The following is a 16018-nucleotide window of genomic DNA, read 5'->3' on the forward strand; positions in this document are numbered from 1 at the left end:
GCTGGCCGCGAGCCCGCTTGCGGCCAGCCCGTCTTTATTGCTGAGGATCGAGGAAAGCGAGCATGAGCGCGGCCGAGCCGCTGTTTCGCGCGGAAGGATTGTCCAAGCGCTATGGCGGCGTCATTGCTCTCGACCGGGCGGACCTCGAGGTTCACCCCGGCCGCATCCACGCCATCCTCGGCGAGAACGGCGCCGGCAAGTCGACGCTGATCAAGCTCATGGTCGGCGTCGTCGCGCCGGATGAAGGCCGCATGATGCTTGGGGGACGCGAGGTCGCGTTCAGCAATCCGTCTGCCGCGAACGATGCCGGCGTGGTGTGCATCTTCCAGGAGCTGTCGCTGATCCCTGATCTGTCGGTGGCCGACAACATCATGATCTCTCGTCCGCCGACGCGGCTCGGCCTGATCGACCGGCAGGCCCAGCGCCGCATCGCCGAAGAAGCACTGGAGCGAGCCGGCGCCGGCGACATTCATCCGCGCGCACTGGTGAAGGACCTGCCGCTGTCGCGCCGGCAGATGGTCGAGATCGCCAAGGCGCTGTCGCGCCGGCCGAAGATCCTGATCCTCGACGAGGCGACGTCGGCGCTGACGGCCTCCGACGTCACCAAGGTGTTCGAGGTGCTGAAGCGCCTGCGCAGCGAGGGACTGGCCCTGCTCTACATCTCCCATCGCATGCACGAGATCGCCGAGCTGGCCGACGAGTGCAGCGTGTTCCGCAATGGCCGGAGGATCTCGACCTTTGCTGCCGGCACCAGGACGGATGCCGAAGTGATCGAGCTGATGATCGGCCGTGAATACAAGCATGCCTTTCCCGACAAGCCGGTCCGCGCGCCCGACGGCCGGCCGCCGGCCCTGCAATGCAGGAAGCTCGGCTGGGGCGATCGGCTGAGGGACATCTCCTTCTCGCTGCATGCCCGCGAAATCATCGGGCTCGGCGGACTCGACGGCCAGGGCCAGCGCGAGTTGCTGCTGGCGCTGTTCGGCGTGCTCAGCGATGTCAGTGGCGACATTCTCATCGATGGCGACAAGGTCGTGATCGACAGCCCCGTCGCCGCCAAGTCCGATCGCATCGGCCTCGCTCTGATCCCGGAGGATCGCAAGACCGAGGGATTGATGCTACCGATGTCGGTGCGAGACAATCTGTCGGCCGCCGCGTTCGACCGCTTCGCGCAGTTCGGCATCATCGACCGGCAGCAGCAATCCGCGCTGATCGACGAGATGATCCGCCTCATCGAGATCAAGACCGCCTCCCCCGATCTTCCCGTCAGTGCGCTGTCGGGCGGCAACCAGCAGAAGGTCGTGATCGCGAAATGGCTGATGAACAAGCCGCGCATCATCCTGCTCAACGATCCGACGCGCGGCATCGACGTCGGCACCAAGCAGGAGATCTACCGGCTGCTGCGCCGCCTCGCCGACGAAGGCGCCGCGATCCTGCTCTATTCGACCGACTATGACGAGCTGATCGGCTGCTGCGACCGCGTTCTCGTGATGTATGATGGCGCCATCAGGCGCGAGCTCGCAGGCGCCGAGATCACCGAGCGCGCGCTGGTCAGCAGCGCGCTCAACGTCGACGACGGCGAACGAGCGGAAGCGAGCGCGCAATGACCGAGTGGCGGTACTGGCTCGCCGAGCAGCGCGGCACCTTGCTCGCGATCGGCATCTTCGTCGCGATGTTCCTGATCTATGCCACCAACCATCCAGCCGGCTTCAGCGCCAACATGGTGCAAACCGCGTCCAACAAGGCGACCTTGCTCGCCTTCGTCGCCATGGCCCAGGCGATCGTGGTGATCACCGCCGGCATCGATCTGTCCGTTGGCATGATCCTGACGCTCACCAACTGCCTCGCGTCCTGGATCGTGGTCGGCACCGCCACCGAGACGGCGCTCGGCGTCGCCGGCGTGCTCGGCACGGGCCTCCTCTGCGGCATGATCAACGGCGCGATCGTGATCTTCGGCCGGCTGCAGCCGATCGTCACCACGATCGCGACAGGCGCGATGTATTACGGCGTCGCGCTGATGCTGCGGCCCAATCCCGGCGGGTCAGTCAACGAGACGCTGGCCGATGCGCTGACGGGACGCCTGTTCGGCGTCCTGCCGACCAGCCTCGTCGCGCTGGCCGCGGCGGCACTGCTGATCTGGGTGCCCTACAGCCGCTCGGTCATCGGCCGCGCCGCATTCGCGACCGGCTCCTCGGAGGTCGCCGCATACATGTCCGGCGCGCCGATCCGCGCCGCCAAGTTCGCCGCCTACAGCCTGGCCGGCCTGCTGTCGGCGATCGGCGGCCTGTTCCTCACCTTCTTCTCCTATACAGGCGAGGCCGCCTATGCGAGCGGCAACGCCTATACGCTGTTCTCGATCGCGGCCGTCGTGCTCGGCGGCGTCTCGCTGATGGGCGGACGCGGCAGCGCGATCGGCGCGATCTTCGGCGCGCTGGCGTTCCGCACCATCGGCGATCTCCTGTTCGTGTTCGATTTCGATCCGCTGTGGCAGCCGCTGTTCCAGGGGATCGTGCTGATGCTTGCGGTCTCGATCGGGGCGTTCGGCCTGCTTCGCGTGCGCAACCGGCTGGAGTGGTTCGGATGAGCGAGGCGACGGCGTCACAACCGGCCCAACGCGGGGTTGCCATGCTGCGCCGGATCGATCCGGCGGTGGCGGCCTCGTTCGGCTGCATCCTGCTGTTGCTGCTGGTGGGCAGTCTGTATTCGCGCAGCTTCCTGTCGCCGGACTATCTGCTGCAGCAGCTGAAGGTCGCGAGCTTCCTGGGCGTGATCGCGACCGGCATGATGCTGGTCATCCTGCTCGGCCAGATCGACCTGTCGGTGCCGTGGGTGGTGACGTCAGGCGCGATGATGGCCTGTGCGGCGGCCGCGCACGGGACCACCGGCGCCATTCTCGCAATCCCCTGCGGCATTCTCTGTGGCGCCGCGATCGGTCTCTTGAACGGCATCGGGGTCGCCTACCTGCGCATTCCCTCGATGATCATCACGCTCGCGACCAACGCGGTCGCGCAGGGCCTGATGGTCGCCTACACCGGCGGCTTCGCGCCGCAGGATTCCGCCTCGAAGGCGATGCGCTATCTGGCGACCGGCAATGTCGTCCCCGGGCTTCCCAACGCGGTGCTGGTCTGGGCGATCATCGGCGGCGCGGCGATCTGGCTGCTGTCGCGCACGACCTTCGGCCGTGCGATCTACGCCATCGGCAATCGCGAGCGCGCCGCCTATCTCTCCGGCATCGACACACGCCGCGTCACGATGCTGGCCTTCGCTCTGTCGGGCGCCCTGTCCGCCTTCGGAGGCGTGCTGCTCGCGGGCTACGCCTCCAAGGCCGCGCAGTCGATGGGCGACGCCTATCTGCTGCCGTCGATCGCCGCCGTCGTGCTCGGCGGCACCCACATCCTCGGCGGCCGCGGCAGCTATCTCGGGACGATCGCCGGCGTCATCCTGATCACGCTGTTGCAGTCCATCCTCTCGGTGATGCAAATCAGCGAAGCCGGCCGGCAGCTGATCTATGGCGTGGTCATCATCCTGATGCTCCTGATCTACGGCCGCCAGAAGGCGTAATAGCAGGTCTACCCCCATTCACGACTTGACCGTTCCGCAGGTCCGTAATTCGCCCTGTTGAATCATGTCGGCGAACGCCGAGCACGTCTGTTGCTCGGGGCAGACCGGAAGGGGCCGCTCGACAGCCAAAGTGACACGATCAGCCCAAAGGAGCAGTCGAGCACACCGAGTGACCGGGCATTAGGAACTCATCCAGTCATTGCCATTTGCCGGCCACAGCACGATGGTGCAAAGGTGCGGGAGGAGTCAGGAACGTCATGGTCTGGACAACAATCATCAGCCCGTTCATCCTCGCTTTAGCATGCTGTGCAGCCGCTGAATCCGTCGCGAACGCGTCCGACGCCAGTTGGGCTGAATGCCTCATAGCCCCGAGACGGGCCTGCGTCCTACGTGAGGCCACAAAGGTCGCCGGCACCATCGACGACCCGGATTTGTCTGCGCACAAGCTAAGCGAGATTGCCAAGGCACAGTTGAAGGCCGGCCTGTTCACTGAGGCCACCACGACGATCGATCTGGCCGTGCAGGCCGCGAAGTCAATCGCGAAGGATAGCTATCGTCGCGACGACGCATTCGAGGCCATCACGCAGGCTCAGGCGCAGGCCGGCACGCTCGCCGACGCGCTGAAGACCGCCAAATCGATCGAGAACCGTCACGTACAGGCCGCGGCGTTCGGGGCGATCGCGATTGCAGAGGGGAACGCCGGCCGGCTGGACGATGCGCTTCGACGGGTGCAGGCGATCAAGGACTTGCCGGACCGTGCCCTCATCATGCGCCGGGTGACCTGGGACCTGCGCGCCAGCGCAGTGGCGCGAGGAGAGGACGAAAAGATCGTGGCCGCGCTTCAAACCGTGCTGGCGGTCGAACAGCGGTATCCGCCGCCCATAGCGATGACTGGAGTTCATCATCCCTCGGAATTCATTCCGGCGCTCGCCATCATCGCGCAAGCGCAGGCCCGCGCGGGAAAAGTCGCCGACGCCATACGGGTTGCGAGACTGGTCTCGCGCTCGATGGAGCGCGCCCAGACGTTTGCAGCCATTGGCGTCGCGCTAGCACGGGCCGGTGCGACCGGTTCGGCCTTGGAAGTTGCGCGCTCGATCGACGACCGATGGGAGCGCGGCATCGTGCTCGGGCACATTCTCGAGCCTCGGCTAACGCCCGATCTCATCGCCGATGAGGCGACGATGCCCGGTTCGCCTGTGAAAGTCGAGCTCCCTAACAAGGTCCAGGATTTCGTCGCCGCCTTCACGGATCGCGAGCAGCGCGCCACCGTGCTCTGTCTTATCGCGATGACATGGGCGAACAACGGCCGCCTGGACGAAGCCATCGCGCTCGCGGAGCCCATCGATCAGGACAAACCACGCGCTTTCGCTTGGCACGCCATTGCCAAGGCGCAAGCGAAGGCCGGCATGGCCACACAATCGATCGCGTCCTTCGACCGGGCCGTCCAGGCTGCGTTGTCGTTCCAACCGAACGACGGGCTTCTGTCGAAAATCGCGGTCTCACAAGCGGATGCCGGTCAGATCGACGAAGCCCTCCATGTCACCCGACTGATCGGCGGGACCATGGCTACCGCGGGATATGTCGCAAAGGTCGTGAGCGATGGCAAGCTCGTCAGCACCGACTATGACCGTCGCGTTGCACTGCGCGCGATCGCCAAGGCGCAAGCGAGAGCGGGCAGGACGATGGACGCCCTTCTGAACGCGTCGGCGCTCAGGCTGGGTCCTGATATCATGTCCCCAGGGCCCGGCGTCGTCGCCGAGGGGCTGGCCGAGGCCGGACGGATCGCCGAAGCGATCGATGCTGCCTCGGCCGAGGACAATCTCTATCGTCGCTCCGAGCTGCTCGCATCGATTGCCAAGGCCCGGGCTGAAGCGGGCCGGGTCGACCAGGCGAAGCAGGTGACGCAACACGTCACCTGGGGGCCCGATCAGGTCGAAGCCCTGGCGTCAATCGGCGGCGCGCAGGCGAAGGAAGGCCTCACGGCCGATGCTCTGGCGAGCTTCGCCGAGGCCATGCAGATCGCGTACGCCCCGACTTACAAGAACAATACAGCCGAGGCCCTCGTAAAGATTGCAGACCGATTATCGGACTGAGCTCGCAGACCTGCGATTGCTATATGAACGCGTTGCATGAGATCACCCCAATATTTCGCAACATGGTCGGGCGCCTCTGTCATGTCCGCCTTTCGCCCGTCTCGGACCTTCCGGTCAACGCCAAAGACGTCCGCTTGCTGGGCTTAACCGAAGAGATCGCCGGGAAACCGAGAATGCCCAAGGTCACCCGCGCGCAACTGATGGCAGGCTTGGTGCCCATGCGCCAAAATCCTCATTTCACGCGCAGCCTCAAGCACATCACCCCTGTCCAGTCCTCTCGCGAAAAATATTCCTCTTTCGCTTTTCCGAAAATCATGATTGTCTAGGCCCATCCCGTCCCGCCGAGGGGCGCTTCGCGGTCGTCACGAAACGTGGGTGCGGGATGCGGTGGGTGCATCGGATCGCAGCATGAGCGATCGTGCGGACGAACGAGCCCGATGCGCCGGCGAAATCGTAGGGTCCTGGCCTCCCGACGCTGAGGCCACGCGGTTGGTGATGATGATCCGGCCGTTACGGGGGCAAGACAGCCGGTCCCCGGGGAGAGGACGTATAAGCCGCTAAAACCATCGCGCGGGGAATGCCGGGATGTCTCGGCTGAACCTGTGGTACCTGCCGCCAGCATTTTCTTTCGCTGGCGGGCCATGGGTGCGGCCAGCGCCCGGCATTCCCTGCGCCCTCTGTTGGCAGAGGGTGGAACGATCGCACAGCTCGGACGCATCAGGCGTCGCGAGGCCGGACCATCATGGCCTGACGGATGGCATTTTGACCGATGTCCAAACAGATCTCGGCAATGCGAGCGTGTCGGCGAATTCGAGAGGCGATGGACGTCGCGTATGGGCCGTCAGAAATCCGCGACCTTCGTTGCCCCGGGACGCGCGAAACGCTCGGGTGCATAAGGCTTGGGATCGACGATCGGCGTGGCGGCGGTGACGAGATCGGCGATGAGATGGCCGGCGCCGGGGCCGATGCCGAAGCCGTGTCCGCTGAAGCCGGCGGCGACGATCAGGCCGGGCAGCGCGGCGAGCTCGCCGATGACGGGCACGCCGTCGGGCGTGGAGTCGATGTAGCCCGCCCAGGTCGCCGTGACCTGGCTCTGCTTCAGGGCCGGCAGCAGCTCCAGCGCGCGCGCATGGGTGAGGCGGATGGTCGCCTGATCCGGCGCGGGATCGAGGATGCGCATGTGCTCCATCGGCGTCGGCTCATCGAGCCGCCAGCGGCCGAGCGTCTCATGGCCGGAGCGCAGGCCTTCGAGGCCGCCGGGGAGAAGGTTGCGCCAGCGCTTGGCGAACATCGGCAGGAAATGCGGCGCGAAGCGCAGCTGCTGCAGGGTCGGATCGACGCGGCCACGGCCGCTGATGGCGAGCGTATGCCCGCCGTCGCCGCGTCGCGTGATCGAGACCGCGGCGGTGTGCAGCGCCGGCGGCAGCGGCTCTGCGGATGGCGACAGCGCGAGCGCCGAGGAGCGGATGGAGGCGATCGGGAGGGCGACTCCGAGCTGATGGCAGAACGACGATGTCCAAGCGCCAGCCGAGAGCACAGCAAGCGACGTGCGAATGGTGCCACGCTCGGTGACGACCGCGGAGAGCCGGCCGCCGCGGCTCTCGACGCCGCGCACGGCGCACATCTGATGCACCGTGCCGCCCTGCTTCAGGATCGCGCGCGCCACCGCAGGCGCCGCATCGGCGGGGCTGGCGGTGCCGTCGGTCGGCGAAAATACGCCGCCCTTCCAGCGTCGCCCGGTGGCCGCGCCGCGCTCGCTGGCCTGACGGCCGTCCAGCATGTGCGTGGTCACGCCGGCCGTCTTGGCAAACTCGCCCCAGCGCGCCCAGCCGGCGAGCTCGGCCTCGTCATTGCTGAGATAGAACAGCCCGCAGCGCGAGAAGCCCGTCGCCTCGCCGCTGTCGCCGGCAAAACGCTCCCACAGATCGAGGCTCAGCGTCGCCATCGGCAGCTCACGGGCATCGCGGTTCTGCTGCCGGCACCAGCCCCAATTGCGGCTGGACTGCTCGGCACCGATCCGTCCCTTCTCGATCAACGCCACCGCAAGCCCGCGCCGTGCCAGATAGTAGGCCGCGAACACGCCGACGATGCCGCCGCCGATGACCACGGCATCTGCACGCTCGGGCAGCGTTGGCGACGTTTCGACGTGCACCAGGGGTGCGGGCATGGTGTCTCTCCGGCCTTCAGCCGCATCAAATTAAAGCGGTATCCGGCACGGGAGAATCCGGATTCGACAGCCGGACCGGCATTTGATTCTGCTGGCGCCCACGCCAGCGGCGTATTGTTTTGCATCGCATAATCCGGACGACGCGGCCTCATTCTTGCTTTGCGAAACTTCCGATGGCCCAAGCGCAGAATTTTCTGCTGTAATGGACCAGGACGCGTCATCACACGGACCTTCGCTGCATGAAGCTCGATCGCATCGACATCAAGATCCTGCACGAGTTGCAGAAGAACGGCCGGGTCACCAATGTCGAGCTCGCCGAGCTGGTCAACCTGTCGCCGAGCCCGTGCCTGATGCGGGTGAAGAAGCTGCAGGCCGAGGGCTATATCGAGGGCTATTCGGCGCAGATCTGCGTTTCCAAGCTCGGCCAGACGCTCACCGTGTTCACCGAGGTCACGCTGAAGAACCACCGCCAGATCGACTTCGCCCGCTTCCTCGCCGCGGTCGAGAAGATCGACCAGGTGATCGAGTGCCACCTCGTCTCCGGCGGCTACGACTACATGATGAAGTTCGTCACCGCCGGGATCGGCGAGTACCAGACCATCATGGAGCGGCTGACCGACATGGACATCGGCATCGAGAAATATTTCAGCTTCGTCGTTCTGAAGTCGCCGATCGTCAAGCCCTATTTGCCGCTCACCAGCCTGTTTCAGGTGTAGCGCGCACTGCGCGCTCAGCGCTGGCAATATGCGCGGACCTGCTCGGGATCCTGGCGCAGATTGTCGAGCCACGCCGGATCGAGCTTCGGCACCGACGACAGCAGCAGCTGCGTGTAGGGATGACCCGGCCTCGCCATGGCTTCAGGCGTGATCTGCTCGATCTTGCGGCCGCGATACATCACGACGATGTCGTCGCAGATCGCCTCGACCACCGACAGATCGTGGCTGATGAAGACGTAAGCGAGATCCAGCTCGCGCTGCAGTTCCTTCAGGAGATCGATGACCGCCGCGGCCACCACGGTGTCGAGCGCCGAGGTGATCTCGTCGCAGACGATCAGCTTGGGATCGGCGGCAAGCGCCCGCGCGAAGTTGACGCGCTGCTTCTGTCCGCCGGAGAGCTCGGCCGGACGGCGCAGCCGCAGGGCGCGCGGCAGCTTCACCATGTCGAGCAGCTGATCGATGCGCGCGCTGCGCTGCTTGCCCGCCATGCCGTGATAGAACCTCAACGGACGGCCCAGAATGTCCTCGACCGTCTGCGCCGGATTGAGCGCGGTGTCGGCATGCTGGAACACGATCTGCACCTGGCGCAACTGGTCCGGGCTGCGGCTTCGCGCGCTACGCCCGAGCTCGCGCCCGTCGAACACGACCCCGCCGGCGAACGGAGGCAGAATGCCGGCAATGGCCCGCGCGAGCGTCGACTTGCCGCAGCCGGATTCGCCGATGATGCCGAGATTGCGTCCGCGCGCGACGCGCAGGCTGACATTCTCGACCGCCAAGATCGCGGGCCTGCCGTCCGAGCGCAGCGGACCGTAGCCGACCGACACCTCGTGGACCTCGAGCAGCGCTTCGGCCGTCGTGGCGGATGTTTCGGGTCGAGATCCATGATGTGGCGCGACGGCGGCCAGCAGTTGCTGCGTGTAGGGATGTTGCGCGCGCTCGAGAATGTCGGCGGTCGTGCCGGTCTCCTGCACCTCGCCGTTCCTCAGCACCACGATGCGGTCGGCGATCTGGGCGACAACCGCGAGATCATGCGACACGTAGATGCCGGCGATGCGGTTCGCCGAGATCACCGACTTGAAGGCGCGGAGCACCTCGACCTGGGTGGTGACGTCGAGCGCCGTCGTCGGCTCGTCGAAGATCAGCACCTTCGGGCTGGCGATCAGCGCCATGGCGGCGGCGAGCCGCTGCAACTGGCCGCCGGACACCTGGTGCGGATAACGATCGCCGATGCTGTCCGGGCTGGGCAGCGACAGCGCGCGGAACAGCGAGACCGCCTTGGCGCGCGCCTCCTCGATCGGCATCACGCCGTGGATACGCACGACCTCGATGACCTGGTCCATGATCCGGATCGCCGGATTGAACGCCGCGGCAGCGCTCTGCGGCACATAGGCGATCGTGGCGCCGCGTACCGCGGCCCTGCCCTTCTCCGGAAGCGTCACCATGTCGACGCCGTCGACCACGACCGAGCCGCCGACGATCTTGCACCCGGCGCGCGCATAGCCCATCAGGGTCATCGCAATCGTGGTCTTGCCGGAGCCGCTCTCGCCGATCAGCGCGACGATCTCGCCCTCGGCAATGTCGAGACCGACGCCCTTGATGATCTCGATGGTGCGGCCGGAATCGGTGGTCGCCTCCACGACGAGATCGCGGATCTGTACGAGGCTCCCCATCTAGGAAGCCTCCCGGTCGCGGATCTTGGTCGGGAGATTGTCGATCAGCAGATTGACCGCGATGGTCAGGCTCGCAATCGCGAGCGACGGGACGATCACGGCCGGCGCGGCATAGGGAAGACCGCCGATGTTCTCGCGCACCAGTGCGCCCCAATCGGCATAGGGCGGCTTCACCCCCAGGCCGAGGAAGGACAGCCCCGACAGCAGCAGCACGATGAAGACGAAACGCAAGCCCAGATCGACCATGACGGGCCCGATGATGTTGGGCAGGATCTCCGCGCGGATCAGATAGAACAGGCTCTCGCCGCGGATGCGGGCCACGACGACGAAATCCATGGTGTTGATGTTGACCGCAAGGGCACGCGCGAAGCGGTAGGCGCCGGGAATGTAGATCACCGCCATCGTCACGATCAGGACGGGAATCGACGAGCCCACGGCGGCGACGACGACGAGGCTGAACAGCTTGCTCGGGATCGAGTTCAGCGCATCGAGGAAGCGGCTCAGCACCATATCGACGGCGCCGCCGGTGATCGCGGCGATCATCCCGAGCGTCACGCCCGACACACCGGCGATGATCACCGCGGCAACGGAGATGCCGAGCGTATAGCGGGCCCCCATCAGGATGCGCGAGGTCATGTCGCGCCCGAGATAATCGGAGCCGAGCCACAGCTCCCGGCTCATGGGGCCGAAATAGTCGGTGTCGACGATGTCGCCGATCGGGTGCGGGATGATCGCAGGCGCCGCGAACGCCACCACGATCCAGAATGCCACGATCAGCGCCCCGGCGACGCCGACCGCATTGATGCGGTAGCCGAAACGCGGCCTGCGCGGGGTGGATGTCACGGCGCTCGTCATCGCAGCCTCGGATTGGACAGGATGGCGATGATGTCGGCCGTGGTGGTCAGGAGGAGATAACCGAAGCAGAAGATGATGGCGCAGCTCTGGATCAGCGGCAGATCGCGCGTCGAGACCGCGTCGACCATGAGCTTGGCGATGCCGGGATAGTTGAACACCGTCTCGACGATGATGACTCCGCCGAGCAGATACGACAATGACAGCGCAACGGCATTGACGATCGGGCCGAGCGCATTCGGCAGCGCGTGGCGGAGCACGAGCCTTCCGCGCGAGGCGCCCTTCAACAACGCCATCTCGACATAGGGCGTGTTCAGGGTCTCGATCACCGCCGCCCGGCTCATCCGGATCATCTGCGCCGAGATCACCACGGTGAGCGTCACGACCGGCATCGCATAGGCGCGCGCGAAATCATACGCCGTGCGGATCTCGCTGGTGAAGGACACCGCCGGGAGCCAGTTGAGATAGACCGCGAACAGCAGCACGGCGAGCGTCGCAATCATGAACTCCGGAACCGAGACCACGCCGATGACAGCGATAGTGAGGCAGCGATCGTACAGCGTGTCACGCAGCATCGCCGCGGTGATGCCGAGCGTCAGCGCGAGCGGCACCGAGATGGCTGCCGTGAGACCTGCGAGCTTGAGCGTGTTGACCAGCCTTCCGCCGATCAGCTTGGCGACCGGCATGTTGTTGGCATAGGAGGTGCCGAGATCGCCGTGGAGAACGCCGACCAGCCAGCGCAGGAAGCGGAAAATCGCCGGATCGTCCAGATGCATCGCCTTGCGCAGGCCCTCGACCGCTTCCGGGGTCGCGGCCTGGCCGAGCAGGATGGTCGCGGTGTCGCCCGGCAGCATCGCGGTGGCGAAGAACACGGCAAATGAAACAATGATCGCAGTGACCAGCGCGATGGCCAGCCGGGCAAGGACGAGTGAGGCGATCCGATGTTTCACACTGGGCGTCCGTGAGCCTGATCAGACAATAGCCATCGCACGGACGCCGGTCGGAGTGACCGACGTCCAGTGTCTGAGGCCGCATTCACGAATCGAGCCAGACATACTCCGCGAAGGCATAGCCCATCATGCCGCCAAGCGGGCTCGGCTCCAAGCCCTTCAGCTTGGACGAGGTGGCATCGATGTTGGAGATGTAGGCCGGAATGATGGTGCCCGCCTCCTCCGCGATCATGGCCTGCATCTCGGCATACATCTGCTTGCGCTTGGCCTGGTCGAGCAGGCCGCGTGCCTCCATCATCATCTTGTCGAACTTCTCAGACTTGTAGCGGCTCTCGTTCCACGGCGCCTCCGAGGCGTACAACAGCGAGAACAGGATGTCCGGCGTCGGCCGCGGATTGATGTTGCCGAAATGGACCGGCGCCTTCAGCCAATAATTGTCCCAATAGCCGTCCGACGGGACGCGCTGCACGTCGAGCGTCAGGCCGATCGCCGCAGCGGAGGCCTGGATCACCATCGCCATCTCGATTGCGGAGTTTGCGGCCTCCGAGGCCACGACCGGGATCGAGGTGCCGAGCACGCCGGCCTTCTGGAACAGCGCTTTCGCCTTGTCCGGATCGAACGGTTTGGGCTTGAGATCTGGATTGTGAAAGAAGTTGGCCGGAGAGACCGGCTGGTCGTTGCCGACGACCCCGAAGCCGCGCAGCACCGATTTGACGATCTGCTCGCGGTTCACGAGGTGCTTCATGCCGTCGATGAAGTCCCTCTTGTTGCCAGGCGCCATGTCGAGCCGGATGTTGAGGTCGGTGTAGTTGCCGGTCGTCGACTTCGACAGCGCGATCCCCTCCTTGCCCTCGATGAGCCGGAGCGAGCGCGGGTTGATGCTGGCCGCAAGCTGGATGTCGCCGGACAGCAGCGCGTTGACGCGCGCATTCTCCTCCGTGATCGCGATGAACTCGATCTGGTCGAGATAGGGACCATCCTTGAAATAGGTCTTGTTGCGCACGCCGATGGAGCGCACGCCGGGCTCGAAGGCCTCGCGAACGAAGGCGCCGGTGCCGTTGCCCTTGGAGAAATCGGTGGTGCCGTCGGCCACGATCATGAAGTGATGCAGCGCCAGGATCATCGGCAGATCGGCGTTCGGGCTCGCCAGCGTGATCTCGACCGTGGTCTTGTCGACCGCCTTGAAGCCGGTCATCTGTGCCGCGATCTTCGCCACCTTGGAGCCGGTGGCCTTGTCGAGGTGCCGCTTCAGCGAGAACACGACGTCGTCGGCCGTCAGCGGCTTGCCGTCGTGGAAGGTGACGCCCTTCTTGAGCTTCACGGTCCAGGTCTGCGCGTCGGTCGACTCCACGGAGTCGGCGAGCTCCATCTGCGCCGCGCCGTTCTTGTCGAGCGTGGTCAGCCGATTGTAGAACGAGCAGCAGCGGACATAATCGGTCGAGAACGAGGCCTTGGCCGGATCGAGCGTGTCGGCCGTCGAGGTCGACCAACCCGCCGCCTTGATCGAGCCTCCCTTCTTCGGCGTCGCCGCGAAGGCGCGCTCGGCGTGGCCCAGGATGGTGCTGCCGGCAGCGAGCGCGACGCCGTTCGCGAACATCATCTTCAGGAGATCGCGGCGCGACGCGCCACGCCGGATCGCCGCCTCGATCAGCCCATCGTCACTCGCCGTCCAGTTGGTGATCCCGTTGCTCATGTCATCCGTCCCCTGTTTGCGATCCGGCAGAATGCAGTCGTCAGCAGCGCGTCATGTCGCAGGCACGTGGTCCACCGCGTCAGCCAGCTCGGCCATCGAGTGGAAGTGGAAATCTGGCTTGGTGAAAGAAGCAGGCGCGATCGTGCCGCCATAGCCCTGCTTGTCGTGGCGCCGCTCGATCCAGCAATTGGCGATGCCGAGCTGCCGGGAGATGCCGATGTCGTGATACTGGCTCTGCGCGACGTGCAGGATCTGCGACTTGGCACCGCCGTCGCGTTCGATGTAATCGAACACTTGCGTAAAGAAGACCGGGTCCGGCTTCTCGGTGCCGGTGTCGTCGACCGTGAACGTCGCGTAGAACGGCGCCCCCAGCTCGCGCTCGAAATGATCCAGCGCCCAGCGCCGCGCATTGGTCATCGCGATCAGCCTGTAACGCTTGGCCAGACGCGCCATCGCAGCAGTGCTATCGGGAAACGCCTGCCAATGCTTGGCGGACTCGCGGAAGCGCTCGCCAAGTGCCGCCTGCCTGGGCAAGCCCAGCTGCGGCGCAATGACGTCGTAGACACGCACGAGGTCATCGGGAAAACGATCGGCATCCGCGGCATAGCGTGCAGCGCGGTACAGCCCGAGCGCCTGCTCGCCATCGATCTGCGTCCCGAATTCAGCCGCAATCTCGCCCAGGCTGGCAACGATCCCGCCTTCGAAATCGATCAAGGTGCCGACCACATCGAAGGTCAGATACCTGAATTGGGCGAGATTCATCCTGCACATCCTGCTCTGCGACGACTGCTATCTGCTGGTCTAGTGTGGAGCCGGGTTCCGGCGAAAACTTCCGAATTGCAGGGACCCGACGGCACAAAATTGCGAAGTGGAGCACGCGCCGACATATCGGCGCTGCTGCACAGGCGGCGATCTGCCCGTGCCCGCTTTCACGGCATGGCCTGCCGCACGTCCGGATCGGCCAGGGTCTGGTCGAGCGTCCGTGCGGTCCGCTCGATGATGGCATCGATATCGGCGTCGCTGCAGCACAGCGGCGGCGCGTAGCCGAGCACGCCGGTCGGGAAGGCGCGAATGACGAGCCCGTTGGCCCAGGCCCGATCGAAGATGCGTCGCGACGGCTCGGCTATGGCCGGCAGCGGCGTCTTCTTCTCCTTGTCGACCACGAGCTCGATGGCGGCCAGCAGGCCGCGGCCGCGAACCTCGCCGACCAGCGGATGATCCTGCAGCGCACGCAGCCCCGCCATCAGCCGCGCGCCGGCGCGCCGGCCATTCTCCAACAATCCGTTCTCATACAGATCGAGTACGGCGAGACCGACGGCCGCGCTCACCGGATGCGCCGAATAGGTATAGCCATGTCCCACGGCCGCCGCCCCTGCCCCGTCAGCGATCACGCCGTAGACATGATCGGACATCAGCACCGCCCCCATCGGCACATAGCCGGAGGTCAGCCCCTTGGCCACGGTCATGAAGTCCGGGACGATGTCGTCGTCGGTGCAGGCGAACAGCGGCCCGGTGCGGCCGAAGCCGGTGATCACCTCGTCGGCGACGAACAGGATGCCGTGGTGCCGGCAGCGCTCGCGCATCGCCTTCATCCAGCCGTCGGGCGGCACCAGCACGCCGCCGGAGCCCTGAATCGGCTCGGCGTAGAATGCGGCCACCCGCTCCGGCCCGCCGATTTCGGCGATCTTGGTCTCGAGCGCGGCCAGCGATGCCGCGATGACAGCCGCAGGATCGCTGCCCACCGGATTGCGGTACGCGTAGTGGGAGGGGATCTTGTGCTGCCAGTTGAGCGGCACGCCGAAATTGGCATGGAAGGCGGGCAGCGCCGTCAGGCCGGCGCCGACCGTCGACGAGCCGTGATAGCCCTGCTGCAGCGTGATGAACTGGTCGCGCTGCGGCTGGCCCTTCACGTGCCAATAGTTGTGAATGAAGCGCACGGTGCTATCGACGGCATCAGAGCCGCCGAGCGTGAAGTAGACGTGGTTGAGATCGCCCGGCGCGCGCTCGGCGAGCGCGGCTGCCAGCCGGATGGCCGGCTCGGAGGCGAGACTGAAGTAGCCGGTGGCGTAAGGCAGCTCGCGCATCTGCTTGGCGGCCGCCTCCACGATGCTATCATGACCGTAGCCGGCATTGACGCACCACAGCCCCGCGAAGCCATCGACGAGCTGATGACCGGAGGCGTCGGTGACGACAGCCCCCTTGGCCGAGGCCAGCACGCGCGCGCCGGATGCCTCGTGTCCACGATAGGACGCGACCGGATGCACCAGATGGGCGCGGTCGAGCTCGATGAGCGAGTTGCTGAGCATGATGATCTCCGGT

At 65.6% G+C, this 16018-nt stretch carries 13 protein-coding genes; 6 read left to right on the top strand and 7 right to left on the bottom strand.

From position 1 onward, the window contains the following. The first annotated feature begins 62 nt into the window (after nt 1–62). The 5 genes from QXZ94_RS13705 to QXZ94_RS13725 all read left to right on the top strand — a co-directional run bounded on the left by QXZ94_RS13705 (nt 63) and on the right by QXZ94_RS13725 (nt 5977). Nucleotides 63–1604 carry a sugar ABC transporter ATP-binding protein gene (locus tag QXZ94_RS13705; protein WP_315720847.1) on the top strand — a complete coding sequence of 514 codons (1542 nt, stop codon included), beginning with the start codon at nt 63–65 and terminating at the stop codon, nt 1602–1604. After that, complete coding sequence (locus tag QXZ94_RS13710; RefSeq protein WP_172113359.1) at nt 1601–2581, top strand: ABC transporter permease; 981 nt, start codon at nt 1601–1603, stop codon at nt 2579–2581. The genes QXZ94_RS13705 and QXZ94_RS13710 overlap by 4 nt, the downstream gene beginning before the upstream one ends. Further along, nucleotides 2578–3558, top strand: coding sequence for an ABC transporter permease (locus QXZ94_RS13715; RefSeq protein ID WP_315720848.1), 981 nt, complete (start codon nt 2578–2580; stop codon nt 3556–3558). Before QXZ94_RS13710 ends, QXZ94_RS13715 begins: the two co-directional genes overlap by 4 nt. A gap of 257 nt (nt 3559–3815) precedes the next feature. After that, entirely contained in the window at nt 3816–5651 is a 1836-nt protein-coding gene (locus QXZ94_RS13720) for a hypothetical protein (protein ID WP_315720849.1), read from the top strand. A gap of 23 nt (nt 5652–5674) precedes the next feature. Then, a complete protein-coding gene (locus tag QXZ94_RS13725) occupies nt 5675–5977 on the top strand; it encodes a hypothetical protein (protein ID WP_315720850.1) in 303 nt (100 codons plus the stop codon). Nucleotides 5978–6492: 515 nt separating this feature from the next. Here QXZ94_RS13725 and QXZ94_RS13730 read toward each other — a convergent pair. Further along, nucleotides 6493–7818, bottom strand: a complete 1326-nt coding sequence (locus QXZ94_RS13730) for an FAD-binding oxidoreductase (protein ID WP_315720851.1) — start codon at nt 7816–7818, stop codon at nt 6493–6495. 239 nt (nt 7819–8057) lie between these two features. On the opposite strand from QXZ94_RS13730, the gene QXZ94_RS13735 reads away from it, so the two are divergent. Beyond that, a complete protein-coding gene (locus QXZ94_RS13735) occupies nt 8058–8534 on the top strand; it encodes an Lrp/AsnC family transcriptional regulator (RefSeq protein ID WP_172134578.1) in 477 nt (158 codons plus the stop codon). A gap of 14 nt (nt 8535–8548) precedes the next feature. Here QXZ94_RS13735 and QXZ94_RS13740 read toward each other — a convergent pair whose 3' ends face one another. The 6 genes from QXZ94_RS13740 to QXZ94_RS13765 all read right to left on the bottom strand — a co-directional run bounded on the left by QXZ94_RS13740 (nt 8549) and on the right by QXZ94_RS13765 (nt 16005). Further along, entirely contained in the window at nt 8549–10204 is a 1656-nt protein-coding gene (locus QXZ94_RS13740) for an ABC transporter ATP-binding protein (RefSeq protein ID WP_315720852.1), read from the bottom strand. Then, nucleotides 10205–11059 carry an ABC transporter permease gene (locus QXZ94_RS13745; protein ID WP_315720853.1) on the bottom strand — a complete coding sequence of 285 codons (855 nt, stop codon included), beginning with the start codon at nt 11057–11059 and terminating at the stop codon, nt 10205–10207. It abuts the gene before it with no gap. Next, on the bottom strand, nt 11056–12006 hold the full coding sequence (locus tag QXZ94_RS13750; RefSeq protein WP_315720854.1) for an ABC transporter permease: 951 nt from the start codon (nt 12004–12006) through the stop codon (nt 11056–11058). The genes QXZ94_RS13745 and QXZ94_RS13750 overlap by 4 nt, the downstream gene beginning before the upstream one ends. 85 nt (nt 12007–12091) lie before the next feature. Further along, a complete protein-coding gene (locus tag QXZ94_RS13755; RefSeq protein WP_315720855.1) occupies nt 12092–13699 on the bottom strand; it encodes an ABC transporter substrate-binding protein in 1608 nt (535 codons plus the stop codon). Nucleotides 13700–13750: 51 nt separating this feature from the next. Beyond that, entirely contained in the window at nt 13751–14461 is a 711-nt protein-coding gene (locus QXZ94_RS13760) for an HAD-IA family hydrolase (RefSeq protein WP_409998748.1), read from the bottom strand. Nucleotides 14462–14628: 167 nt separating this feature from the next. Beyond that, complete coding sequence (locus tag QXZ94_RS13765) at nt 14629–16005, bottom strand: aspartate aminotransferase family protein (RefSeq protein ID WP_315720857.1); 1377 nt, start codon at nt 16003–16005, stop codon at nt 14629–14631. Nucleotides 16006–16018 lie beyond the last annotated feature (13 nt).

Source organism: Bradyrhizobium sp. SZCCHNS2022 (assembly GCF_032377575.1).
Taxonomy (GTDB): domain Bacteria; phylum Pseudomonadota; class Alphaproteobacteria; order Rhizobiales; family Xanthobacteraceae; genus Bradyrhizobium; species Bradyrhizobium aeschynomenes.